Origin of the sequence: Arthrobacter sp. Soil736, assembly GCF_001428005.1 — a bacterium.
GTDB lineage: Bacteria > Actinomycetota > Actinomycetes > Actinomycetales > Micrococcaceae > Arthrobacter.
Genome location: NZ_LMSB01000034.1, coordinates 385,749 through 408,389, shown reverse-complemented (window position 1 = coordinate 408,389; position 22,641 = coordinate 385,749). Strand labels below are relative to the sequence as shown.

21 protein-coding genes and 1 pseudogene are annotated in these 22,641 nt (G+C 66.1%); 10 read left to right on the top strand and 12 right to left on the bottom strand.

Annotation, left to right across the window (positions count from 1 at the left end; genetic code table 11):
• Positions 1-17 precede the first annotated feature (17 nt).
• Both ASG92_RS18930 and ASG92_RS27590 read right to left on the bottom strand, forming a co-directional pair.
• Positions 18-596 (bottom strand): hypothetical protein, encoded by a 579-nt coding sequence (locus ASG92_RS18930; protein WP_157372276.1) that lies wholly within the window; start codon positions 594-596, stop codon positions 18-20.
• 173 nt (positions 597-769) lie between these two features.
• Positions 770-1,150: a hypothetical protein gene (locus ASG92_RS27590; RefSeq protein ID WP_082579598.1), complete on the bottom strand. Its 381-nt coding sequence runs from the start codon at positions 1,148-1,150 to the stop codon at positions 770-772.
• 190 nt (positions 1,151-1,340) lie between these two features.
• Between ASG92_RS27590 and malQ the strand changes: the two genes are divergently transcribed.
• On the top strand, positions 1,341-3,578 hold the full coding sequence (gene malQ, locus ASG92_RS18925; RefSeq protein ID WP_056631690.1) for a 4-alpha-glucanotransferase: 2,238 nt from the start codon (positions 1,341-1,343) through the stop codon (positions 3,576-3,578).
• Between the two features lie 13 nt (positions 3,579-3,591).
• Here malQ and ASG92_RS18920 read toward each other — a convergent pair whose 3' ends face one another.
• Together ASG92_RS18920 and ASG92_RS18915 are read right to left on the bottom strand one after the other, a co-directional pair.
• Entirely contained in the window at positions 3,592-6,378 is a 2,787-nt protein-coding gene (locus tag ASG92_RS18920; protein WP_056631685.1) for an alpha-amylase family glycosyl hydrolase, read from the bottom strand.
• A 155-nt stretch (positions 6,379-6,533) separates the two neighbouring features.
• Positions 6,534-7,586 (bottom strand): beta-propeller fold lactonase family protein, encoded by a 1,053-nt coding sequence (locus ASG92_RS18915; RefSeq protein ID WP_200952015.1) that lies wholly within the window; start codon positions 7,584-7,586, stop codon positions 6,534-6,536.
• A gap of 223 nt (positions 7,587-7,809) precedes the next feature.
• Between ASG92_RS18915 and ASG92_RS29975 the strand changes: the two genes are divergently transcribed.
• Positions 7,810-8,832, top strand: coding sequence for a putative protein N(5)-glutamine methyltransferase (locus ASG92_RS29975; protein WP_056631681.1), 1,023 nt, complete (start codon positions 7,810-7,812; stop codon positions 8,830-8,832).
• A 33-nt stretch (positions 8,833-8,865) separates the two neighbouring features.
• On the opposite strand, the pseudogene ASG92_RS29970 reads toward ASG92_RS29975, so the two are convergent.
• The 4 genes and pseudogenes from ASG92_RS29970 to ASG92_RS18885 form a co-directional block, all read right to left on the bottom strand.
• Positions 8,866-10,002, bottom strand: a pseudogene (locus ASG92_RS29970) (HNH endonuclease signature motif containing protein); the annotation flags it as partial.
• Positions 10,003-11,396: 1,394 nt separating this feature from the next.
• The gene (locus tag ASG92_RS18895) at positions 11,397-11,885 is read right to left on the bottom strand and encodes a hypothetical protein (protein WP_056631672.1); all 489 of its coding nucleotides are present in this window, start codon (positions 11,883-11,885) and stop codon (positions 11,397-11,399) included.
• Positions 11,886-12,001: 116 nt separating this feature from the next.
• Positions 12,002-12,265, bottom strand: a complete 264-nt coding sequence (locus ASG92_RS18890) for a GlsB/YeaQ/YmgE family stress response membrane protein (RefSeq protein ID WP_056631669.1) — start codon at positions 12,263-12,265, stop codon at positions 12,002-12,004.
• Positions 12,266-12,410: 145 nt separating this feature from the next.
• Positions 12,411-13,241 (bottom strand): aldo/keto reductase, encoded by an 831-nt coding sequence (locus tag ASG92_RS18885; RefSeq protein ID WP_056631666.1) that lies wholly within the window; start codon positions 13,239-13,241, stop codon positions 12,411-12,413.
• Between the two features lie 97 nt (positions 13,242-13,338).
• Between ASG92_RS18885 and ASG92_RS18880 the strand changes: the two genes are divergently transcribed.
• Together ASG92_RS18880 and ASG92_RS18875 are read left to right on the top strand one after the other, a co-directional pair.
• Positions 13,339-14,085 (top strand): CDP-alcohol phosphatidyltransferase family protein, encoded by a 747-nt coding sequence (locus ASG92_RS18880; protein ID WP_056631663.1) that lies wholly within the window; start codon positions 13,339-13,341, stop codon positions 14,083-14,085.
• A 164-nt stretch (positions 14,086-14,249) separates the two neighbouring features.
• Positions 14,250-14,456, top strand: coding sequence for a hypothetical protein (locus tag ASG92_RS18875; RefSeq protein ID WP_056631660.1), 207 nt, complete (start codon positions 14,250-14,252; stop codon positions 14,454-14,456).
• A gap of 72 nt (positions 14,457-14,528) precedes the next feature.
• Here the strand turns inward: ASG92_RS18875 and ASG92_RS18870 are convergent, their stop codons facing one another.
• Together ASG92_RS18870 and ASG92_RS18865 are read right to left on the bottom strand one after the other, a co-directional pair.
• Positions 14,529-15,500 (bottom strand): aldo/keto reductase, encoded by a 972-nt coding sequence (locus ASG92_RS18870; RefSeq protein ID WP_056631656.1) that lies wholly within the window; start codon positions 15,498-15,500, stop codon positions 14,529-14,531.
• A gap of 35 nt (positions 15,501-15,535) precedes the next feature.
• On the bottom strand, positions 15,536-16,381 hold the full coding sequence (locus ASG92_RS18865; protein ID WP_056631641.1) for an aldo/keto reductase: 846 nt from the start codon (positions 16,379-16,381) through the stop codon (positions 15,536-15,538).
• 158 nt (positions 16,382-16,539) lie between these two features.
• On the opposite strand from ASG92_RS18865, the gene ASG92_RS18860 reads away from it, so the two are divergent.
• The 3 genes from ASG92_RS18860 (at position 16,540) to ASG92_RS18850 (ending at position 18,050) form a co-directional block, all read left to right on the top strand.
• Positions 16,540-17,472, top strand: coding sequence for a helix-turn-helix transcriptional regulator (locus tag ASG92_RS18860; RefSeq protein ID WP_056632214.1), 933 nt, complete (start codon positions 16,540-16,542; stop codon positions 17,470-17,472).
• 130 nt (positions 17,473-17,602) lie between these two features.
• Entirely contained in the window at positions 17,603-17,794 is a 192-nt protein-coding gene (locus ASG92_RS18855; protein ID WP_056631637.1) for a hypothetical protein, read from the top strand.
• Positions 17,795-17,804: 10 nt separating this feature from the next.
• Positions 17,805-18,050 (top strand): hypothetical protein, encoded by a 246-nt coding sequence (locus ASG92_RS18850; RefSeq protein ID WP_056631635.1) that lies wholly within the window; start codon positions 17,805-17,807, stop codon positions 18,048-18,050.
• A 14-nt stretch (positions 18,051-18,064) separates the two neighbouring features.
• Here the strand turns inward: ASG92_RS18850 and ASG92_RS18845 are convergent, their stop codons facing one another.
• Both ASG92_RS18845 and ASG92_RS18840 read right to left on the bottom strand, forming a co-directional pair.
• A complete protein-coding gene (locus ASG92_RS18845; protein ID WP_056631632.1) occupies positions 18,065-18,274 on the bottom strand; it encodes a dodecin in 210 nt (69 codons plus the stop codon).
• A 75-nt stretch (positions 18,275-18,349) separates the two neighbouring features.
• Positions 18,350-19,051: a FadR/GntR family transcriptional regulator gene (locus ASG92_RS18840; RefSeq protein WP_056631631.1), complete on the bottom strand. Its 702-nt coding sequence runs from the start codon at positions 19,049-19,051 to the stop codon at positions 18,350-18,352.
• A 148-nt stretch (positions 19,052-19,199) separates the two neighbouring features.
• Here ASG92_RS18840 and ASG92_RS18835 point away from each other — a divergent pair, with 148 nt between their 5' ends.
• The 3 genes from ASG92_RS18835 to ASG92_RS18825 all read left to right on the top strand — a co-directional run bounded on the left by ASG92_RS18835 (position 19,200) and on the right by ASG92_RS18825 (position 22,595).
• The gene (locus tag ASG92_RS18835; protein ID WP_056631630.1) at positions 19,200-20,681 is read left to right on the top strand and encodes a four-carbon acid sugar kinase family protein; all 1,482 of its coding nucleotides are present in this window, start codon (positions 19,200-19,202) and stop codon (positions 20,679-20,681) included.
• 133 nt (positions 20,682-20,814) lie between these two features.
• A complete protein-coding gene (locus tag ASG92_RS18830) occupies positions 20,815-21,723 on the top strand; it encodes an NAD(P)-dependent oxidoreductase (protein ID WP_056631629.1) in 909 nt (302 codons plus the stop codon).
• Entirely contained in the window at positions 21,723-22,595 is an 873-nt protein-coding gene (locus ASG92_RS18825) for a class II fructose-bisphosphate aldolase (protein WP_056631627.1), read from the top strand. Before ASG92_RS18830 ends, ASG92_RS18825 begins: the two co-directional genes overlap by 1 nt.
• Positions 22,596-22,641: the final 46 nt, after the last annotated feature.

Here is a 22,641-nt window from a genome sequence, read left to right as displayed (position 1 = left end):
AGACGTACGTGCCAAATTTAGAACTGTGGATGTGACATGAGTTGCTCGAGATCCTTGGGCCGGGCTGCCGAGGCGAACGAATAACCAGGTAGGCCTCCCCACCTGACGGAGGTGCGGAGGTATTCCACGAGGGTAATCCCTGGTCGTCCGGCAACGCCGACAAGAACCGGATCTGCGTGGGCGTCAGGCGGCCAGACGTCGTGTGTTGCGCCGCTGATGTTGGCCTTGTGCAGTTCATCAGGGGCGAATGCGAACGGTTCGGCCAACAATTCCGCCGAGTTCTGCAGTCTTTCGTCCAACTCCAACTCCACCGAGTCGACGGCGGGCAGGCATAAAGGATCAGGGAAGTCCGCGCCCGGAGGAATGGAGGCAACTCGTGACGAAGGGCCACCGTGATAGTAGAGAGCCAGTGGTGGGCAGTCGCCCAATAAGCACACGCCTCCAATTTCGCACATGCTCGCTTTGAGGGCTTCGGGAATCGGCCCCAGTGCGTCTTCCAGTTTCCCGATCCGGTCGAACACGTCGCACGGCGGCGGAGCGATCAGGGGAACATCTGAGGACGCAGGCTCGAATCCGATGCGGATGAGGCCATCCACGATGTGGTCGATGTGTGTACGAGCCCGCCGCATGGTCGAATGAGCTACTTCCTCAACTTCGGCCCGACGCGATGTAGGCAGTGGCCCCAGGCGTCGTATCTCTGCCCACACGTCGGTCCACTCGCCAGCCTCGTATCTTGCCGCCAGAGACGTCATGCAGCTGATCATCCCTGCTAATGAGGCGCGACGACTATCTGGACGCCGTCTTCGTACAGGAGGATTCCTGGATCATTCGAATAAAGCACCTGCCACTCAATGGCATAGCGGCGTAGAAGATCCGTGTAAAACTCTAGGCCAACCAAGAGATGAGTGGCTGTGCTCTTGAACCATGACTGTGCTGAAGGATTGATCGCACGGTCGTAGATTGATTCATCCACAGTCGAAGGGTCCACATATGCGGCGTCGTAATGATCGTTTGCGCACCGCCAGGAAGCCCAGTCTTCGCTGCTGAGGCTGCCGCCGTTTGCCAAACCATTGGCTAGGGCGAAGATGCCCGGGTAGCTTCCACGGCCATTGGGCGTGGTTGCCTGGTAGCGGACAAATCTTGATTCCATGCATCCTAGCTAATCATCCGCCCAAGTTTGCTTTGCGGCCGCAACGCGCGTCACGCCCCGTAGCTCTGGACCCCGCCCGGCGTCGCCCTGCAATAATCGGAACCAACAGTTGCGCCCCACGCTGAGAAGCGGCCGGCCGCAGCGGGCAGCACTGTAAGTTCGGGCCGATCAACAGACGAGGCGGACATAAATGAAGGCTCCCAGCCAGCACGAGGCATCCTCCGGAACACCCGCCGATCCAGCCGCCAACCAGACGGTTCCAGGCGCCGCACCCGGGCAAGCTGATGCTGGGCACGCCGATCCCGTCAGCCTCGATCTGTTGCGTTGGCTGGCAGAGGTCCACGGTGTGGAGACGTCGTACCAGGGCTGGGACGGGCATCCGCACGAAGTTGCGCCGGCCACCCTGATCCGCGTCCTGGCCGCCCTGGGCGTGCAGGCCCACACGGACCAGCTCATCGAGGCGGCACTGGCCGAAGCGGAGCTGGCGCCTTGGCGGCGGATGCTGCCGCCCGCCGTCGCGGTTCAGGAAGGCGGACCGGCGCTGGTGCCGGTCCATGTCCGGCACGGTGCCCCGGTGCGGGTGACGGTCTACACGGAGGACGGACGGGAACTCGTCGCACCGCAGGAGGACATCTGGGTGGAGCCGCGCGTCGTGGACGGCGTGACCATCGGCCGGGCCACGTTCGACATGCCGGACAACACCGGTCAAGGATGGCACACGCTGCGGGCTGAGTCCGACGGCAAGGTTGCAGAGGCCACGCTGGTGGTGGTTCCGGCCCGGCTGTCCACGGCCGCCGCGCTGGAGGAGCGCCGCGGCTGGGGCCTGGCCACGCAGCTTTATTCCGTGCGTTCGAAGCGGTCCTGGGGCATCGGCGACTTCGCGGACCTCGCCGAACTGGCCACGCTCGCAGGTGCTCACGGCGCCGACTACGTGCTCGTGAACCCCCTGCACGCGGCGGAACCCGTGCCGCCGCTGGAGCCCTCCCCGTACTCGCCGTCCACGCGGCGCTTCTTCAACCCGCTCTACCTGAGGATCGAGGCGATTCCGGAGCTCGCCTACCTGAAGCCGAAGACGCAGGCAGTCATCCACAGCCTTAGTAAACAGGCGCGGAAGCTGAACAAGGACACCAACCGGCTGGACCGGGACAAGGCGTACGCCGCCAAGCTGGCAGCGCTGGAACTGCTCTATGAAGCCCGCCGTTCGCCGTCCCGTCAGCAGGCATTTGAGGTCTTTTGCCGCGCGGCCGGCGCGGGCCTGGACGACTTCGCCCTCTGGTGTGCCGTGCGGGAGGACCTCGACGCCGATGACCCGTTTTGGACGGACCCTGCAGCGGCGCTCGGATCGCCGCTGCTTGTGAAGCTGAGGACCGAACTCTCGGAACGGATCGACTTCCACCGGTGGCTGCAGTGGCTCTGCGACGAACAGCTCGAATCCGCCCAGGCGACGGCCAGGCGTGCAGGGATGCGTCTCGGCGTTGTCCATGACCTCGCCGTCGGGGCGGATCTCCAAAGCTCCGACGCCTGGACGCTGCGCGGAGTCCTCGCAGCCGGCGTCAGCGTGGGCGCGCCGCCGGACATGTACAACCAGTTGGGGCAGGACTGGCACCAGCCACCCTGGCATCCAACTCGCCTGGCTGAAGCCGGCTATCAGCCATTCCGGGAGATGCTGGCAACCGTGCTGCGGCATTCGGGCGGGATCCGGGTGGACCACATTCTCGGGTTCTTCCGGCTCTGGTGGGTGCCCGAGGGCAACTCGCCCACGGACGGTGCCTACGTCCGCCTGGACCACGACGCCATGATCGGGATCCTCGCGCTGGAGGCCCAGCGCGCCGGAGCCGTGGTGATCGGGGAGGATTTGGGCACGTTCGAGCCCTGGGTCCGCGATTACCTCGCGGCACGGGGCATTCTGGGCACCTCCATTCTGTGGTTTGAGAACGACGGCGATGCCCCGCTTCCGCCGGAACGGTACCGTGTACAGGCGCTCTCCAGTGTGAACACGCACGACCTCCCGCCGACGGCGGGCTATCTCGCCGGAGACCACGTGACCCTGCGAAGCGGGCTGGGCCTGTTGGAGCGGTCCGCGGAGGAAGAACGCCTGGAACACAACGCCAAGCTGGAGAAAATGATGGCCCTGCTCCGGCATCGCGGCCTCCTGCCCGCCGACGAGCCGGGCACCGAGCAAGAGAGGATCGAGGCGCTGCACCGCCTGCTCGCGCAGTCCCCGTCGGTCCTGCTCGGTGTGGCGCTCGTGGACGCCGTGGGCGAACGCCGCGTGCAGAACCAGCCCGGGACCACGTCGGCCCAATATCCGAACTGGCAGGTGCCGCTGGCTGATTCCGACGGCCAATCCGTCCTGATTGACAGCCTGGCGGACAACGAGCGGTTCAACTCGCTCCTGGCCGCCGTGGAGGAGTCGCTGCGCGGCTAGGACCTCAACTCGTTCATTCTGCAGTAATCACGTGCGTGGTGTGGTCGTACCGGAAGGTGACCGGACCGCCGTCGTGATTCAACTGGATGTTGGACCCGTTGGGCGCGCCGTCCTGGCCGTAGTTCTCGTCCCAGGAACCGTTGATGGCGGCCTTGAATTCATACTGGCCCGCGGGAAGGTCCGAGGTCAGTTTCCAGGTGCGGCTGGCCGGGTCCAGCGTCATGAACGCCGACTCGCACGCGGGCTGCCAGTCGTCCGGGCAGCCCATTTCGCTGTTGAGGCTGCCCACCACCGTGACGGATTCAGGCTGTGGTGCGGCGCCGACCAGCACGGTCCGCACGCCGCTGACCACGTTGAAACCGGGGCCGGACATCGTCGCCCGGTAGCGCACCCCGGTGCCGTCCGCCAGGTTCAGCGCGGCCAGATCGTCCGTCACCGTGTAGGCGGGCGAGGATGAATCGGCCTCGCCGACGGCAGTCCACGGGCCCCCGGCCACGCTCCGTTCAAAGCCCACCACGTGGCTGGCCTTTTCCGGATCCGCCGTGGCAGCCACTTCCACCTTCCCTTGGACAGTGCTGCCTTCCGCCGGCTGCTGGATGGTCAGCACGGGTGCCGGAACCGTTGCGGCCCGTGCGCTGCTCACCGATGTGTGGCCCGCGTTATCAAGTGCCACGGCACGGTACTCCACGGTGGCACCCGGGCTGAGCCCTGCGACATCGTGGAAGACGCGGTACGGGGCGGTGTCATCCGTGCCGATAGGCTCCCACTGTCCGCCGGGCTTCTTCGCCTCGAAGGTGACCTCGTAGAACGAAGTACCGCCGACGTCGGCGGTCACCTGCATCCGGCCGTTGTCACCCTGGGAGGTTGCGGTGGCCGCTGCGGGGACGGGCGCCTGAAGAGAGACGGCGGGTGCCGCCTTGGCTTTCGGAATCCGGCCCGATGACTTGTAGACGACCGCCGACAGCGGCGGAACCGTGACGGTCAGCCTGCCGTCCGCGGAGGTCTTGGAGTCGGCAACTGCATCCCCGTAGATGAGGCTGTAATTGCGCTTCGCGATGTACGTGGGGACAGCCGCCGTCCGGGGCTGCTCGCTGTTGTTCAGTGCCACCACGTACTCCCGCTGGTCCGTCGCGTCAGTGCGGGAAAACGCGTAGATGCCGGGGCCGGCCGCTGCGTACCGGTGCTGGTGGGCGCCGTCGCGAAGGGCGGGATGGTCCTTGGTCAGCTGCGCCAGTTCACTGATCTTGCCGTACAGCGGGTGCCCTGTGTTGAAGTTGTCGGTGGCATGGGTGGCGTCGGTGCCGAGCAGGTCGTCGTCGAGGTATTCCGGCACCTTGCTGGCGAAGAGCGTTTGGCGGGCGTCCTGATCCCCGCCAGGGCCGGTGAAGCCCTGCTCGTCACCGTAGTAGACCACCGGGTTGCCGCGGGAGAAGTACATCAGTTCGTGGGCCAGTTCGTCACGGGCCACGCGTTCGGCATCCTTTGCGTCGGGGTTGTCCGAGCTGATGAAGCTGCCGATCCGGCCCATGTCGTGGTTGCCCAGGAAGGTGGGCAGTTGGTAGACGTTGGAGTCGGCATCGGTGTACCAGTCGTCCCCGTCGAAAAAGGTTTCCAGCTGCCTGGCGTCCTGGCTTCGGGACGCGAAATTGCGGGCGGCGTCCTGGAACGGGAAGTCCAGCACGGCCTGCATGCTGTTGCGCGTCGTGAACTGCGACGTGAAGCTCTTGGACGTGTCGAAGACTTCGCCGAACATGAAGAACTCGTTCTTGCCCTGTTCCTTCGCATAGTTGAGGACGTCGGGGCCGAACTCTTGCCAGAACTCGTCGTTGACGTGCTTCATCGTGTCGATCCGGAAGCCGTCAACGCCGAAATCCCGGATCCACGTCTTGTAGATGTCCTTCATGCCGTCGACAACCTTGGGGTGCTCGGTGAACAGATCATCCAGGCCGAAGAAGTCGCCGTAGGAGGAGTTCTCACCGGCAAAGGTGGTGTCCCCGCGGTTGTGGTACAGCGTGGGATCGTTGAGCCAGGCGGGAACCTTCAGGTTCTTTTCCGCCGGGTCGAGCACCGGCGTATAGGGGAAGGACCGCTCCGCGTCGAGTTCCGGGAAGCCGGTCTGGCCGGCGTAGTCGCGGTCATCGAAGACCGCCCCGGCGGCTGTGCGGTAGGGCTCCTTGTCCTTGGACACGTAGCCGGTGCGGGCGCCTTCCTTGTACCCGATGACATCCGCCGTGTGGTTGGTGATGATGTCGAAGTACACCTTCATCCCGCGCGAGTGGGCCTCGTCGATGAGCGCCTTCAGCTCCGCGTTGGTGCCCAGGTGGGGGTCGATCCGGGTGAAGTCCGTGACCCAGTACCCGTGGTAGCCGGCGGAGTTGTCCTCCGGTTGGACGGCCTTGTTCTTGAAGCTGGGCGTCAGCCAGATGGACGTGGTCCCGAGGCCTTGGATGTAGTCGATCTTGTCGAGCAGCCCGTTCAGATCGCCGCCGTTGTAAAAACCTTTGCGCTGGGGATCGAAGCCGGACACCATCGGATCCGGGCCGAGGCCGCCGTCGTCGTTGGCCGTGGTCCCGTTGCTGAACCTGTCCGCCATGACGAAGTAGAAGTTCTCGTCAGTTACCGGAGCCCGCAGGGCGCCCGACGGCGGCTGGTCACCTGATGGCGATCCCGGCCCCGCTGTGCCCGGTGCCGTTGTGCCCGGTGCCGCTTGGGCGGGGAGTGCGGCTGCTGCCAGCAGGACAAAGATTGAGGCCGCCGCCGCGGCGGCACGGGGGAGGATTTGGACAGGGTTGGTGAACATGGCTGAAAACCTTCCGCTAAGCGACTCTGCTTGGCCCGGTCCATCCGGATGAACCTGCGTGGCGACCTGCCCCGGCCCCAGAAGTCATCATTACAACGGCTTACGCGTCGTTGTAATAGGAGTGACGAATCCTGTATTGGGTTTGTCGATTTGGTTTAGCTTGCCACAACCAAGGCCGTGGGGGAACCCGCCACGAGCCGGTGGTGCACATCGCCTGGCAGCCCGGTTTCGGGATCAAGGCGGAAAGTTGTCACGTCGTGGGAGCGTTCGTGGGCGATGTGAAGCCAGCCGTTGCGGACCAGGTGGTGCCGCGGCCAATCCCCTCCGCTGGCGTAGTCCATGACGGGGCGAAGCTGCCCGGATGTTCCGCCGACCTCCAGCACGCAGATCCGGTTGGAACCCCGGACTCCCACATACACATGTTTGCCGCCGGGGGAGAGTGCAATCTCCGCTGCCGAGTCACCTTCCTGGGCTCCGCCTGCCGTTGCCGGGCCTTTGCTGACAAGTTCGAACCGTCCGGCGCCGGACGCAGCCCGCGCGGCGAAAACCTCGATGGAGTACTCGGACACCACGAATACGGTTCCGCCGGGATGCTGCACGAGGTGCCGAGGGCCGCTGCCCTTCGGAAGCACCACCTCGTGGTCCACAGCAAGTCCGGCCCGGGGAACGTAGTTCCACACGCGCAGCAGGTCGTGGCCGAGATCGGTTGTCATGATCCTGCCATCGGCCAGCATCAGGCTTGCGTGGGCACGGCTCGGACGTCCGCCGTCGCTCTCTTCGTCACGGTGGGGGTCCACAGACGGTGCCGCCGAAAAGCGGGCTGTCATGCCGCCGTCGGTATCCAGTTCGTAGAGCAGCACCTGGCCGTCGCCCCAGCAGGCAACCATCAGGAACCTGCCCTCCGGATCGACGGCAACGTGGCACGCAGCCTCGCCGGCGGCCCACGGTTCACCAACCGCTTCGAGCCCGAATTCTCCCCTCCGGCGGTACGCCTGGACGGTTTTGGCAGTCTCGCCGACGGCGTAGACCACGGGAAGCGACGGGTGGACTGCAATGAACGACGGCGAGTCCGCCTTCGCGGCCGTGCCCAGCCAGGTGAGTGTTCCATCAGGATTAGCCGAGACAGCTCCGATGCCGGCCCCGTGGCCTCCACTATCCGCGGTGTATGAGCCGGTCCAGATGAGAGTGTGATTGTCGCTGCGGGTCATCGTCCAATCCTGCCAAGAATTGCCGGCATTGGCGTCAGATAACATGGTCTTTCGACGGGCTTACTTGAGGCCCTGAACTGTTCTGAAGAAGCCGTTTTGAAGACTCCGGGAGGTGAGAACGATTCACGCAATGCCAGCCTGGGTTCTCCCTGCCCGCTGCCGACCGAACCACCGGGGCTAGTCGATGCATGGAGCGCCCATCGTTCAACCGAAGGACGCATCCATGCCCGTTCACCCCTCCCTGACCCGTTCCACTGTCATCGCCCGGCTCCGCGCCGCGGGCTGTGTCTTCGCCGAAGACGAAGCCGATCTCCTCTTTGCCGCACCCTTCTGCCCAAGTGAGTTGGCCGCCGCCGTCGAACGGCGGGTTGGCGGATTTCCGCTTGAACATATCCTTGGCTGGGCGGAGTTCTGCGGCCTGCGGATCGCCGTGGACTCGGGGGTTTTCGTACCGCGCCGGCGCACGGAATTCCTCGTCAGCGAGGCGGCCGCGCTGTTAGCGGCCCTAGCTTCCGGTCCGGATGGTGCCGACCGACATTCACCGGTCCCACGTTCAGCCGACCGACGTTCAGCCGACCCACAAGCAAGGGCGCACGCCATCGCGCCCGTGGAGGCGGCCAGCCCGTCGGCTGTGCTTCAGCCCGTCCCTTCGGTTAACGCGGGAGTCGCCTCCCCAACTGACGCCGCAGGAATGACGGTGGCGTCGGGAATCGGAGCGCGGTCCAGGCCATTCGCTGCGGGGCCGGAGCGGATTGTCGTGGACCTTTGCTGTGGCTCGGGCGCGGTGGCTACTGCGTTGGCCGCCGCAGTCACGGGCATCGAGTTGCATGCCGCCGACGTCGATCCCTCCGCAGTGCGCTGCGCCCGCGGCAACGTTGTCCCGGCAGGCGGCCACGTCCATGAAGGCGATCTTTACGCGGCGCTGCCGGCCAGGCTGAGAGGGCGCGTTGACATTCTGGCGGTCAACGCGCCATATGTGCCCACCGCGTCCATCAGCAGCATGCCCCACGAAGCCCGGGTTCACGAGCCGCGGGTTTCGCTCGATGGAGGGCCCGACGGGCTCGACGTCCAGCGAAGGGTAATCGCGCAAGCCCCTGTATGGCTCCGGACGGGCGGGTACCTGCTCATTGAAACGAGCCGCCGTCAGGCCCGGCAGACCGCGATGGCCATGACCCAGGGCGGCCTGACGCCCCGCATTGCCTATTCGGAGCAACTGGACGCGACGGTGGTCATCGGGCGGCGGTAGCCTTGCGCGGCAGCCGACTGTGGGTTCCGGGGTTCATAGTCGGTGGTGGTGGTTGCGGCGGGGTGTTTGTTGGGGGTCGATGTGGGGTGGCGGGATGAACCAGGGGATGCCGGTTTGCATGTGGATTTGCCATTGTTCTTTGTGGATGAGGTGGTGGTGGTGGGTGCAGAGGAGGGTGCCGTTCTCGGTGCTGGTGGGTCCGCCGTGTGACCAGTAGGTGGTGTGGTGGGCTTCGCACCAGGGGGCGGGGATGGTGCAGTTGGGGAAGGTGCAGCCTTGGTCGCGGGCGGTGATGGCTTTGCGGTGGTGGGCTTCGCACCAGGGGGCGGGGATGGTGCAGTTGGGGAAGGTGCAGCCTTGGTCGCGGGCGGTGATGGCTTTGCGGATGTGGGGCGGGAAGATTCTGGTGGTGCGGCCGATGTCGAGGATGCGGCCTTCGCTGCCGAGCAGGACGGGGATGATGTCGGCGTCGCAGGCGATTTTGCGGATGGTGGCGGGGGTGACGGGCCCGGTGAAGGTGAACGTTCCGGTGCCGGTCGTGGTGCCTGGAAGCCCGCCCGCAGCGGACGCCGGGAGGTGGCCTGCCGGGAAGGCGGGGTGGCCGTTTGTGGTGAATCCGAGTTGGCCGCCGGCGGTGGACCCGGCGTGTTTTCCTGCCGGGGGCTCGGGGTGGTTGCCGCTGGTGGGGCTGGGGTTTCCGGTGGTGGTGTAGCGGGGTCCGTTGGTGGCGGTGGTTTCGAGGCGGTTCAGGAGGTCCTGGTAGCTGATGGTGACCATGACCTGGGGGCGGAGTCCGCCGGTGGCGGGCAGGGTTCCGGTGGCGAGGGCGGTTTTGCAGGCGCCGACGAGGCCGTCGAGGAGTTGTTGGGGCCGGGTGCGGCGCTCGAGGGGTGCGTCGGCGGCGGCGGTTTCGGCTTCGGGGCCGAACCCCGGTCCGGTGTGGGGTCCGGCGGCCATGCCGTCGTCCGTGCCTTCGTCCGTATCCGTGGGTGTGTCCGTGGTGGTGCCGTTCTCGGCGCGGACCTCCTCGCTGTTCCCTGCCGTGGTGCCTGTGGCGGTGCTGGCTGATGCTTGGGTGCGGGGGTTGGTGGCGGTGTTCATGACGGTGAGGAGGTGTTCGTATTGGTCGGGGGTGGCGAAGATTTCGAGGTGGTGGAGTCCGCGGCGGGGNTTGGGTGCGGGGGTTGGTGGCGGTGTTCATGACGGTGAGGAGGTGTTCGTATTGGTCGGGGGTGGCGAAGATTTCGAGGTGGTGGAGTCCGCGGCGGGGGCGGCGGAGGAAGGCGCCTTGGCGGTGGCGGAGGTCTTCTTCGGTGGGTTCGGTGCCGTCCTGGTCGATGGCGTCGGCCCAGCGGTGGGCGATGCGGGTGAGGAAGTCGTGGTCGTTCTSGATCGCGGTGCGGGTGAGGGTGTGTTCCATCCGGGCGAGGTCGGCGGGGGCGGCGATGTGGCGGACGCGGTCCAGGGCGGTGGTGATGATGGTTCCGGCGCGGGAGGCGATGGTTCCGNGTGTGTTCCATCCGGGCGAGGTCGGCGGGGGCGGCGATGTGGCGGACGCGGTCCAGGGCGGTGGTGATGATGGTTCCGGCGCGGGAGGCGATGGTTCCGGTAGCGAGGGCGGCGGCGGTTTCTTCGTAGGCCGGGGGCATGGGCTGGCCGGTGATGCCGGTGCGGGGGAGTAYGGCGGAGGCGAGGGCGAGGCGGCGGCGGGCTTCTSCGGCGCCGATCCTTAGCCGGGTCCTGAGGAACTCGGCGGTGTTGCGGGATCCGTCATCGGCYGGCGACACGGCCGGGACGGAGGCGGACGCCGACGTGGCGGCTGAGCCTGACGCAGCAGTCCCGACGGCAGCTTCGTCAGCGCAGAAAGGTGCCGCGGCGGGGGAGGCGGAAGTAGTGGGGGTAGCGGCGGCTCCGGTGCCGTCGTCCGTGCCTGTGCCCCAGCCAGTGGTCCAGCCGGCGGCCTTGCTCGCGGGTCCGGCGGAGTTGATCGCCTCGGTGCGGGTCCGGTCCACCGCGGCCGCGCCCAGCAGCTGCAGGTACTCGGCCCCGCGGGAGATCTCCTCGGCGAGCCCGGCGAAGTCCGCGGCGGCCGGGAAGCCGGCCAGAGCCAGCTCACCGGGCGCGGATTCGACCGCTGCCCCAAGCAGGTCCAGGCAGCGTTTGAGGCTGTGGGTTGCCCCGGTAGTCATGGCATCCCCGCCGGTGGCACCAAGGCCGGCAGCACCCAAGCCCGCGGCACCAAAGCCCGGGGCAGCCCCGCCGTCGGACGCAGAAGCGTCCGCCACGGCGGGTGCGCCGGCCAGGGAAGCAGGAGTAAGAGCCCCTGAATCAGGGACGCTGCGCAGCGGCGGAGTGCGGCGGCCGGGCATTGCTGCCCGTGCCGCCGTACTGCTTGCGCCTTCCCCAATGGCTTCCATATGGAAACTCTGCCAGAGGGGACTGACATTATTGCTGCGGACTAAATCATTGCCCTGTTATCCGAGACTGCAGGGGACCGAGACTGCACGGGTCCGAGATTGGAACGAGCCCAACACCAGACGGCAAATCCAAGGCCAGGACTTTAGTTATTGCCTCTTGGGGTCCACGTTGGTTGCGGCTCCTGCCGGAGTGGCGCCACCTTCATCGGACCAGTCCTGACCCGACGTATCGCTCAGGGCCGGATCGGATTCGACGTCGGACGTGCCGAGGTTGACCGTCTCCGGGTGTGTGCTGTGGGCGGGAACGTGCCCGCTGTCCGAGTCGGCACCTGACGCGCCGGCGGCAGACGGTTGCGCTGCTGCCCTCGCGGTGTCACCGGCCTTTGAAGCGTCGCGGTGCATGGCGGCGCTGAGCACGGTGCCGGCCCGCCGCGCGGCCTCAGAGAGCTGGTCGCCCACTTCGGGCGCCTTTTCCTTGACCGCCTCAGTGGCGGCTGCAACCTTGTCCTGAACTGGTTTGCTGTCCCAGATGCCGGCGGCCCGGGCCTTAAGTTTGTCGTACGCTGCCCGGCCGGACCTCGATCCGAGCACATAACCAGCGGCAATTCCTACGCCGAAGAGAAGTTTGGATTTCATGGTGAACTCCTGCTCTTGTGGGGGATCAGTACGGTGTAAAGGTTCACCCTGCTAAGGGCCCTAGCTAAGAAGCCGCCCCGGGAAGTGTCCCGGGGCCGGCTTCGGCCACCCTCTGTTTAGCGGGCGGTGCGCTTGGTAATCATGCCGTACACCAGCAGCACGATGATCGCACCGCCGATAGCCAGCAGCCATGTCTGAAGTGAGAAGAATTCCTGGAGCCCGGTTCCGAAGATCAGGCCGCCAAGCCAGCCGCCCAGGAATGCTCCGACAACGCCGAGCAGCAGCGTCATGAAGATGCCGCCGCCCTGCCGGCCGGGGAGGATGGCCTTAGCAATAGCGCCGGCAATGAGGCCCAGAATCAGAAATGCGAAAAAACCCATTTTGTCGTTCCTTCTTCTTTCATAGAGGAGGCACCCGGTGTGCCGGGTACGCTTCGTCCTTCTCCTCAATACTAAACATGCTTACTATTTTTCTGCCAGTCGGTGTTGGCGGGCAACTCCCGATAGAAGGCCTCTTTAGCGCACCTTAGTGTCCCTGGACATCCGAGTTCACGCCCGCCTCCGGCCCTTCATCCAGCGTGTTAATGGCGGCCAGGTCCTCGTCGTCCAGAACGAAGTCAAAGACATCGATATTTTCTTTCATTCGCCGTGGATCTGCGGACTTCGGGATGGCGACGAGCCCCTGTTGAACATGCCAGCGGAGCACCACCTGGCCTTCGGTTTTGCCATGTTTCCCGGCAATGCGATTCAATACCGGTGCGGACAGCAGGCCGAAACCTGTCCCGAGCGGGCTGTACGATTCGGTGACAATTCCGTGGTGCTCGTGGTATGCGCAGTCCGCGGACCGTGTGACCGAAGGGTTCAGCTGGATCTGGTTGACGGCGGGCACCACGTCACTCGCCCACATCAGCTGTTCGAGGTGCGACGGCTTGAAATTCGACACCCCGATCGAACGGGCCTTACCTTGAGCCTGAAGCCGTTCGAAGGTCTTCCAGGTGGAGATGAAATCCCCGCGCCGGGGCAGCGGCCAATGGATCAGCAGCAAGTCAACGTACTCCATATTCAGTCGCTTCAGCGATCCCTCGAGGCCGGCCACGGCCCTGTCCTCGCCCTGGAATTCACCGTCGAGTTTGGTGGTGACGAAGAACTCCTCCCGGTTCAGGCCGCTTGCCCGGATCCCTTCGCCCACCCCGGCTTCGTTTCCGTATTTCACGGCAGTATCGATATGCCGGTACCCGGCTTCCACTGCACTTACGACGGCGTCCGCCACCTCGCGGTCGTTCAGTGGCCAGGTGCCGAGTCCGATCTGCGGTATCAGGTAGCCGTCGTTCAATTCGACGAGCGGTGATAGAGCCATGCGAAAAGTCTTTCTTATGGACAGCTGTTTGCACAGGGGCAATCGCAAGCGCCTTTCAGACTGACCGGGAGTTGCTACGATGAGCGCGAGGTGGCTTATGGAGAGTTCGGCGGGACGCAGTGCCGTGACGGATGCCGCGGCTGCGATGGCTGGATTTCTCGCGGCCGGGAGCTGGATTGTGGCGGTCCCGCTTCGGGACTTTGCGGTCCCGTATTTGGCGCTGGCGGCCGGAATCGCGGTGGTGGGAAGCGCTGATGCCTCGATCCTCCGGCGCAAGCCCCGCCGCACCACCCCCGCCGATCGCGTGACGCTAGTCCGCGCCGTTCTCGTGGCGTGTTGTGCAACCATGGCCGTTCCCGCCCTGCTGAATGGCAGCTCGCCGGGCCCCTCTTTTGTTGTGCTGGGCGGCCTGGCGTTCCTGCTCGATGCCGTGGACGGAGCTGTGGCGCGCCGGACAGGCAGTTCGTCACTGGCGGGTGCTCGCCTGGACGTTCAGACCGACGCAGCCCTCGTCCTGGTCCTGTCGTGTGCCGCGGCGCGCAGCCTTGGCGCATGGGTCCTTGCCATCGGGTTGATGTGGTACGTGTTCGTGGCCGCTGGGCAGGTCCGCCCCGCTCTGCGGGGTGTGCTCAGGCCGAGCAGGCTGCGGAAGATTATCGGCGCCTACCAGCCGTTTGCTTTCCTGCTGGCGCTCACACCTGGTGTGCCGGAAGGACTCGGCACGGGAGCGGTGGCCCTGGCACTGCTGACGCTGGTGGCATCCTTCGGACGGGACGTCACTGAGTTGGAGCGGAGCCACCGGAAGCCGGTTGGATATGAGTCCGGGGCGGAATTGGTCAACTGACCGAGTTGCCCGTGCGCGAGGACAGTGTGCGATGACAGGGCTATGGACTAACCGGGACTGCGCTGATATCCCTTGTGGGTGGCGGCGCAAGAGCGAGACCTGCCGGGGTACACCTCGGCCGTACCTGATGCCAGGCACTCCCAACCAGCAAAGGGATCCTGATTATGAGCAAAGAGCCCGACGATTCCACCGCCAGCCCGGCCGGCAAATTTCCCTTCGATCCCGAGCAAAACCCGCCCTCGGAAGACCCCGCGAACCCTCCGCAGTCGCCGCCGGGCGCGCCGGAGGGACAGTCCGGCGAACCTGAGGATCCGGCCCTGGAAGACCCCCAGCATCCGCCGGGTCCCAGCGGCTCAACCGTCCAGCCCTAGCCGGCACGCTGCCGTAGGCTGCGACTGCCGCCCACGGGCCCGACGGCGGCTGCCGCCCACGGGCTGCGGCGGTCACCAGGCGTAGTCCTCCGGTGCCGTGCGGTGCCCCGGGAAGATGCCGTCCAGGCGCTTGAGTGCGTCGTCGTTCAGCGAGACGTCCAAAGCCCGGACGGCGGCGTCGAGCTGCTCCTGCGTCCGGGGCCCCACGATCGGCGCGGTCACCGCCGGCTGGTGGAGGAGCCAGGCGAGGGCGATGTCCCCGGGCTCGTGGCCAAGGTCGTCGGCGAAGTCCTCGTACTCCCGGATCTGGTCGTGGTGTTTTTTCAGCGTTTCGTGCGCGCGCCCCTCAAGGCGCCGGACGCCGTCGCGCTCTTTCTTCAGAACCCCGCCGAGAAGTCCGCCGTGCAGCGGGGACCACGGAATGATTCCGAGTCCGTATTGCTGCGCGGCAGGAATGACTTCAAGCTCCACGTTCCTGGTCAGCAGGTTGTAGATGGACTGCTCGCTGACCAGGCCGTAGTAGTTGCGCCGGGCGGCGGCTTCCTGGGCCTGCGCAATGTGCCAGCCCGCGAAATTGCTGCTGCCGGAGTAAAGGATCTTTCCCTGCTGCACGGCCACCTCGGTGGCCTGCCAGATCTCGTCCCACGGGGTGTTCCGGTCCACGTGGTGGAACTGGTAGACGTCGATGTAGTCGGTCTGGAGCCGCTTCAGGCTGGCATCGAGAGCCCGGCGGATGTTAAGCGCCGATAGCTTGGACTCGTTGGGGCGGTCCGTCATGGTGCCGTAGAGCTTGGTCGCCAGGACCGTGCGTTCACGCCGCTCACCGCCCTGGGCGAACCAGCGGCCGATGATTTCCTCGGTCCAGCCGCGGTGATCCGCGCCGCCGTAAACATTGGCCGTGTCGAAGAAATTGATGCCTGACTCCTGCGCCGAATCCATGATGGAATGCGCTGCGGATTCCTCCGTCTGCGGGCCGAAATTCATGGTGCCGAGGCAAAGGCGGGAGACTTTCAGGCCGGAGCGGCCCAGGTGCGTGTACTGCATTGGTCTTTCCTCGATTCCTGTTGGCTTATTTGAAGCTAAAGCTGGCTGTGCGCTGCGACGGCGGGATCTCCGCCAACGCGGGTGCCGGCGTCCAGCGCGTTGACGGACTCAAGATCCGCCGTGCTCAGGGAGATGTTCGCGGCAGCGAGGTTCTCCCGCATGCGCGCCGGCGTGGAGGACTTAGGGATCACGATGGTGCCGGCCGCCAGGTGCCAGGCCAGGATGATCTGCGCCGGGGTGGCGCCCCTGTCCTCGGCCAGGGCCGTAACGGCCCGGGCGTTCAGGTCGGCACCTTGCCCCAGCGGGCTGTAAGCCTCGACGGCGATCCCGTAGGTACGGCTCTTGCGGGCCAGCGCAGACTGCTGGAACGTCGGGTGGAGCTCGATCTGGTTCACGGCGGGCACAATGCCGCCCTCCGCCAGGAGCGTGTCCAGGTGGTCTTCCAGGAAGTTGGACACGCCGATGGCGCGGATCTGGCCGTCGGCGTACAGCTTTTCCATGACCTTCCAGGCCTGCGTGAACAAGCCTTGGGACGGTACCGGCCAATGAATGAGGTAGAGGTCAACGACGTCCAGGCCAAGGGCCTTGCGGCTGTTTTCGAAGGCCTCGGCGGCGGAGCCCTGCTCGCCGTTGCGCAGCTTGGTGGTGATGAAGAGTTCCTCACGCGGGATGCCGGACGCTGCGATTGCCGCGCCGACGCCGGCCTCGTTCCGGTATGCGGCAGCGGTGTCAATGTGCCGGTAGCCGGCTTCAAGGGCTTCCTCAACGATCCGCTGGGTCTCTTCCGCCGGGACCTGGAAAACGCCGAAACCCACCTGCGGGATGGCGACGCCGTTGTTGAGGGTGAGCTGGCGGAAGCCGGTTTCAGGTGTCTGGGACATGGGAGTTCTCCTCGATAGGGGGATTTGTCAGGCTCTTAAATGAGCCTATTCGTGTGGACCCCCTGAGTCAGCAGTTGTGCCTGTCCCTGCTTTTCCTAGGACTGGCAGTCCTACCTTCGTTGTAGAAAGGACCCCCGGGGCCGTGCAGAATGGAAGGCATGGGTCAGAGCGCCGAGTTCGGCAAATTCCTCAAGGCAATGCGGTCACGGCTGAAACCGGAAGATGCCGGCGTGGCCAGCGGCGGCAGCGCCCGACGCGTGCCGGGGCTGCGCCGTGAGGAAATTGCCCGGCTCGCGGACGTCAGTACTGACTACTACACACGACTGGAGCAGGGCCGGAACATCCATCCGTCTCGGGCGGTGCTTGATTCGGTGGCCCGGGCCCTCAAGCTTGATGCCGGCGAGCACACGCACATGATGGATCTCCTGCAGCACTGTGCCGAATCTGCCCGTTCGCCCGTGCCGGTCCAGGCCGTGCGTCCGGCGCTGCGCCAGCTCCTCGAGGCCGTGGGTGAAGTCCCGGCCCTTGTCCTGGGGCGGCGCACGGACGTCTTGGCGGGCAACCGGATGGCGTTCCTGCTGTTCGAGGATTTCCCGGAGCTGCCGCCGGGGGAGCGGAACCTCACCCGCTGGCTGATCCTGGATCCGCGGGCGCGCGAGCTCTTCCGGGACTGGAAGACAGTGGCGGCCGAGGCCGCCGGCGCGCTCCGCGTGGACGTGGGGCGGCATCCCAACGACGCGCAGGCCAATCAGCTGGTGGGCGAGCTCGCGGTGCACAGCGAGCATTTCCGCCAGTGGTGGGCCGGCCATCGGGTGGCGACGCGTTCCTCCGGCAGCGTGCGGCTCCATCACCCCGCCGTCGGGGACCTGGAACTGAACTTTGAAAACCTCGTCCTGCCGGACGATCCGGACCAGATGCTCCGGGTGTTTTCCGCGAAGCCGGGATCGCCGTCGGCGGACGCGCTGGCGCTGCTTGGCAGCCTGGGCGCCGGTACCGGGCGGGAAAGCACGACGGCGGGGGAGGCTTCCAGCCGCACCGCACCGGAATCGCCGGAAAGCCGGGCGGGCCATCGGGGAGCAAAGCTTCCCTGACCGCCCGGCCCTACTGTGCTGCTGCCCAGCCCACAGGCGGGATTCTATCCATTCGCCCATTGGGTGCAGTGAGCCGCTTTCCTAGCCTTGGAGGAGAAACTTTTTCGACCACCAAGGATGGCATTCAACGATGAAACGCATCGCATTACTTAGGGAGCGCTACGCGCCTTCGGCTTCGACGGGGGCCCACTGCCCGGTGTCAGGCCTGTGGACGCCGGATCAGTCGCCGGACGAGGCCCACACGTTCTTTGAGGGCCAGGTCTTTCCGACGTACCAGGGCATGCCCACCGTGTGGCGCCGCCGGGCAGTTGGCCAGGAATGACGGGCCGGAAATGTTGAGCCTTAACCCGGGCCTGGAGGACAGGCCGCCCACCGCCGGGACGCGGCTTCCGGCTGCGCGCTGGACCGAACTGGCTCCCGGCGAAGCGGTGTGGGTAGAAAGTGCCGGCTCCGGATTCGTTGCAGGACACGTCGACGAAGTCTCCACGCACCAGGAAATGCTCTGGGTGGATTTTTCAGTCCGTGGCCGCCGCCTCTTGTGCGGCGGCGACCCCGTCCAAGTGTGGACCCGGGACTGAACTGACCCGTTCGGTCAGCGCTCCAACCGGAAGCCGAGCTTGATGGTCACCTGCCAGTCGGCCACCTGGCCGTCGTCGAGGTGGCCGCGGATTTCCTGGACCTCGAACCAGTCCAGGTTTCGCAGGGTCTTTGCTGCCTCGGCTAGTCCGTTGCGGACGGCCGCGTCCACGCCTTCGGTCGAGGTTCCGACAATTTCAGAAATGCTGTAGGTGTGATTAGACAACTTCGCTCCTCGTGATCGCCATTGATACCCGGCTGCGGGCCGTTCCTGCAGAGTATCGGACGAGGCGCCGCTGGACTAGGCTTCCAGGACGTAGCTTCTGAGGTCGTCCAGGGTTTGCTGCATGTGGGCGTCCATCGCGTCGCGTGCGCGCCGGGGATCTCGGGCAGCCAGGGCGTCGAAAATACTCTGGTGATGGCCGATCGCGTGCTCCTGGATCTCCGGCACCTGTGACGTTTCCGTGCGCCGCTTCTCCAGAACGCGGTGCAGCGGTTCGAAAAGGACGGCTACAAAAACGTTCTCGGAAGCGTGGAGGATCTCGTCGTGGAATGCGAGGTCCGCCGCCACGAACCGGGCCAGGTCCTGGGCGCGGTGGGCTTCGCGCATCTCCTCTACCTGGACGTGCAGGGACTCGAGTTCCGCGGCGGTGATTCGTTGCGCCGCGAGCTCGCATGCACCCGTTTCCAGCATCCTGCGCAGCTCGATGAGCTGGATGGCGGCGGCGGGCCCGTTCTGCCCCTCGGAGGCAGCCCGGAGCACGGCCTCCAGTGACGACCAGCGGTTCAGCGGATTCACGAACGTTCCGCGGCCTCGCTCCACGCTGAGGATGCGCTGCGCTTCAAGTGTTTTCATGGCCTCGCGGACGGTCATTCTGCTGACCTCGTGCCGCGCGCTGAGCTCAAGCTCGCCGGGCACGCTGGCGCCAGGCGGGAATTCGCCTGAGATGATGCGGTCAAGGAGTTCGTCGGCGACGACGCCCACCAGTGATTTGCGTGCCATTTTCCCCGTTCACCCTGTTAGGCCCGTATGTCTGACAAGTCTACTTGCGCACGTGCTGTGCGTTATGCCACACTAGCATCAAACGCCAGATGTCTGACATCTGACAAAGATCTTTCCGCAATATAGTTTCGACACAACGGAGTGCACAGTGCCCCTTGAAGCAGACATCCTGGCCGCTTTCCCCGCGGAGCTCCAGATCCCGGCCGAGCAGGTCGCCAGGGCGGTCGCGGCCTCTGCTGCGACGTCTCCCCGCGTACTGGTGGTGCTCGACGACGACCCCACCGGAACCCAGTCGGTTGCCGACTTGCCCGTGCTCACCCGCTGGGAAGTCGCAGACTTCACCTGGGCTCTTCATCAGGGTAAGGCCGCGGTCTATGTCCTGACCAACACCCGCAGCCTGGACCCGGCCGAAGCAGCCGCCCGCAACGAAGAAATCGTTCGCAACGCCCTGGCCGCAGCCCGCGACGGTGAGGGAGAAATCCACCTCAGCTTCGTCAGCCGGAGCGATTCGACGCTCCGCGGACACTTCCCGCTCGAGCCCGACGTCATCGCCGCCACCGTCGCCGCGGAGAGCGGCGCGGCCACGGACGGCGTCGTGATCGTCCCCGCGTTTCCCGATGCCGGCCGTGTGACCATCGGCGGCGTGCACTACATGCGTGGAACCGGGCCCGACGCCGGGAACCTCACCCCCGTTGCTGAGACGGAATTCGCCAAGGACGCGACGTTCGGATTCGCCAACTCCGAAATGGCCAAGTACGTCGAGGAGAAGTCGCAGGGCAAGTTCCCCGCGGACTCCGTGATCGTACTGGACCTCAACATCATCCGCGCCGGCGCCCGCACCGGGGACGCGGACGTTTCCGCGAAGGCAATCGCCGACGCGATCGAACCTGCCACTGCCTCCACCCCGATCGTGGCGGACATCGTCACGGAGAACGACCTCCGCGCCCTCGCGCTGGGGCTCGAAGAGGCGGAACGCCGCGGCAAGAACTTGCTCTACCGCGTTGGCCCGCCGTTCGTCCGTGCCAGGATCGGCCAGGACATCCGGACAGAGCTAAGCGGCGAGGAAGCCTACGCCGGCCACACCCCGTCCGAGGCCGGCGGCCTGATCGTGGTGGGCTCGCACGTCGGCGTGACCACGCGGCAGCTCAAGGTACTCACGGATCAGCACAACGCTGCCCGCATTGTGGAGATCGACGTCGAAAAGCTGCTGGGGGATGAAGCGGACGCCTACCTCGACCAGACGGTGGACACCGTGGTGGAGGCGCTCCACGGCGGTGACGTCATTGTCCACACGAGCCGCCTGCTCATCAAGACGGATGACCCGGCCGAAAGCCTGCGGATCGCTCGCACGGTGTCCGCGGCCGTCGTCGCGGTGGTAAACCGGACGCTCAAGACGTTCCCGCCGCGTTTCGTAATTGCCAAGGGCGGCATCACGTCCTCGGACGTGGCAGCACATGGACTGGAGATCCGGCACGCGATCGTCCGCGGGCCCATGCTGCCCGGCATCGTCAGCCTGTGGGATCCGGTTGACGGCCCGGCCCAGGGCATCCCGTACATCGTGTTCGCCGGCAACGTGGGTGACGACGAGTCCCTCGCCCAGGTCACCCGCAAGCTCAGCAACACCTTCTAATTTCACCAGCTGGTTGAGCCCGCCGGGGCCGCGGTTTCGGCAGGCTCAAACCGGCGGACAACAAGGCTCGATGAGCGGAAAATAAGCTCAATCAGCGGAAACAAGCTCAATCACGCATTCAACGGAGAACACCATGACCGCGAATTACAAAGTCACAGTCCTCGGCCTCGGGGCAATGGGCCTGCCGATGGCCACACGCCTGGCGAGCCAGCTCACCGTCCACGGCTTCGACATCGCCGAACCGCGCCTGCAGCTAGCTGAAGAGGCCGGCGTGCGCACCTTTGCCTCCGCCCGCGAAGCCGCGGAGGGCACCGACGCGCTCCTGCTGGCCGTACGCAACAGCGAACAGCTCAACGACGTCCTCTTCGGCGAAAACGGCGTGGCCTCGGTGCTGAAACCGGGCGCCGTGGTCATCCTGACCAGCACCGTGGGCACCGAAGCGATTCCGGCCACCGTCAGCCGCCTGGCCGAATTCGGCGTCGGGCTTGTTGACGCACCCCTCTCGGGCGGGCCGAAGCGCGCCGGCGAAGGCGACCTGCTGATCGTGGTGGGCGCCGAGCCCGCCGCGCTCGAGACCGCCCGTCCCGTCCTGGAACTGCTCGCCTCCACCCTTACGGTCGTCGGTGACAAGCCCGGCGACGGGCAGGCCCTGAAGACCGTCAACCAGCTGCTCTGCGGAATCCACATCGCCGCCGCGGCCGAGGCCATGGCCCTCGCCGACGCCCTGGGCCTGGACCAGGCGAAGACGCTCGCCGCCCTCGAAGCGGGTGCCGCCGGATCCTTCATGCTGTCCAACCGCGGCCCGCGCATCCTCGAGGCGTACAGCGAGGAGGGCGCCGAGGTGCTCAGCCGCCTGGACATCTTCGTCAAGGACATGGGCATCGTCGGCAAGGCAACCCGCAGCGCCGGCCTCGCCACGCCCGTTGCCGCCGCCGCCGAGCAGCTCTACCTGCTGGGCCAGGCCCATGGCCTCGCCGCCGCGGACGACTCCGCCGTGATCAAGGTTGTGGCCCCCACCAAGCGCACCGCTCAGGCGGGCTGATGCGCGCGCAACTCGACGAGCTGGTGGCCTCCGCGCTGCAGCAGGGCTCGGCCGTGCCTGCCTTCACATGCTATGACTTCACCACGGCCCTGGCCGTGGTTGGCGCCGCCGAAGAAGCCGGCCGCGGCGTCATTCTGCTCGTGGCTCCCAAGACCGCCGCCACCACCAACGGATTGCGGCTCATCTCCGCGCTGCGGCGCCTGGCGGACGAGGCCTCCGTGCCGGTTGCCGTGCAGCTGGACCACGCGTCAGACCTCAATGTGATCACCGCGGCCGTCGCTGCCGGGGCGGATTCCGTCCTCGCGGACGGCTCGTCCCTGCCCTACGAGGAGAACATCGCCCTCGTTCGCGAAGTCCGGGCGGCCCTGGACGCCCGGGGCAGTGCCGGCGTCGTGCTGGAAGCCGAGCTGGGCGGGCTCGCCGGCGATGAGGACAAGGCGTTCGGCGCCGATTCGGACGAAGCCTCCGGAAACGACGTGGCCGGCCTCACGGATTCCGCGCAGGTGGAGGACTTCGTGGCAAGGACGGGAGCGCAGCTTCTGGCCGTGGCCGTAGGCAACGTCCACGGAAAGTACAAGGGCGAGCCGCAGCTGCGGTGGGACGTCCTGCAGGACATTGCCGTGCGCACCCGCATCCCGCTGGTTCTCCACGGTGCGTCCGGAATTCCGGCAGACGAGCTCGCCAAGGCACCGGCCATGAACGTGGGCAAGGTCAACTTCAACACCGAACTCCGGACTGGCGTCCTGGCCACGCTCGAGGCACAGACCGCGGCGCACCGGGCCGACGGCGAGAACCTGCAGGGGCTGCTGGGCCACTGGAACGCCTCCGCCAAGGACTTTGCCGCCGCCGCGCTGGGCATGCTCAGCCGCTAACGACGGTCCGCCGCCGGGAAGGCCGCCGGGAAGGCCGGGATCGAAC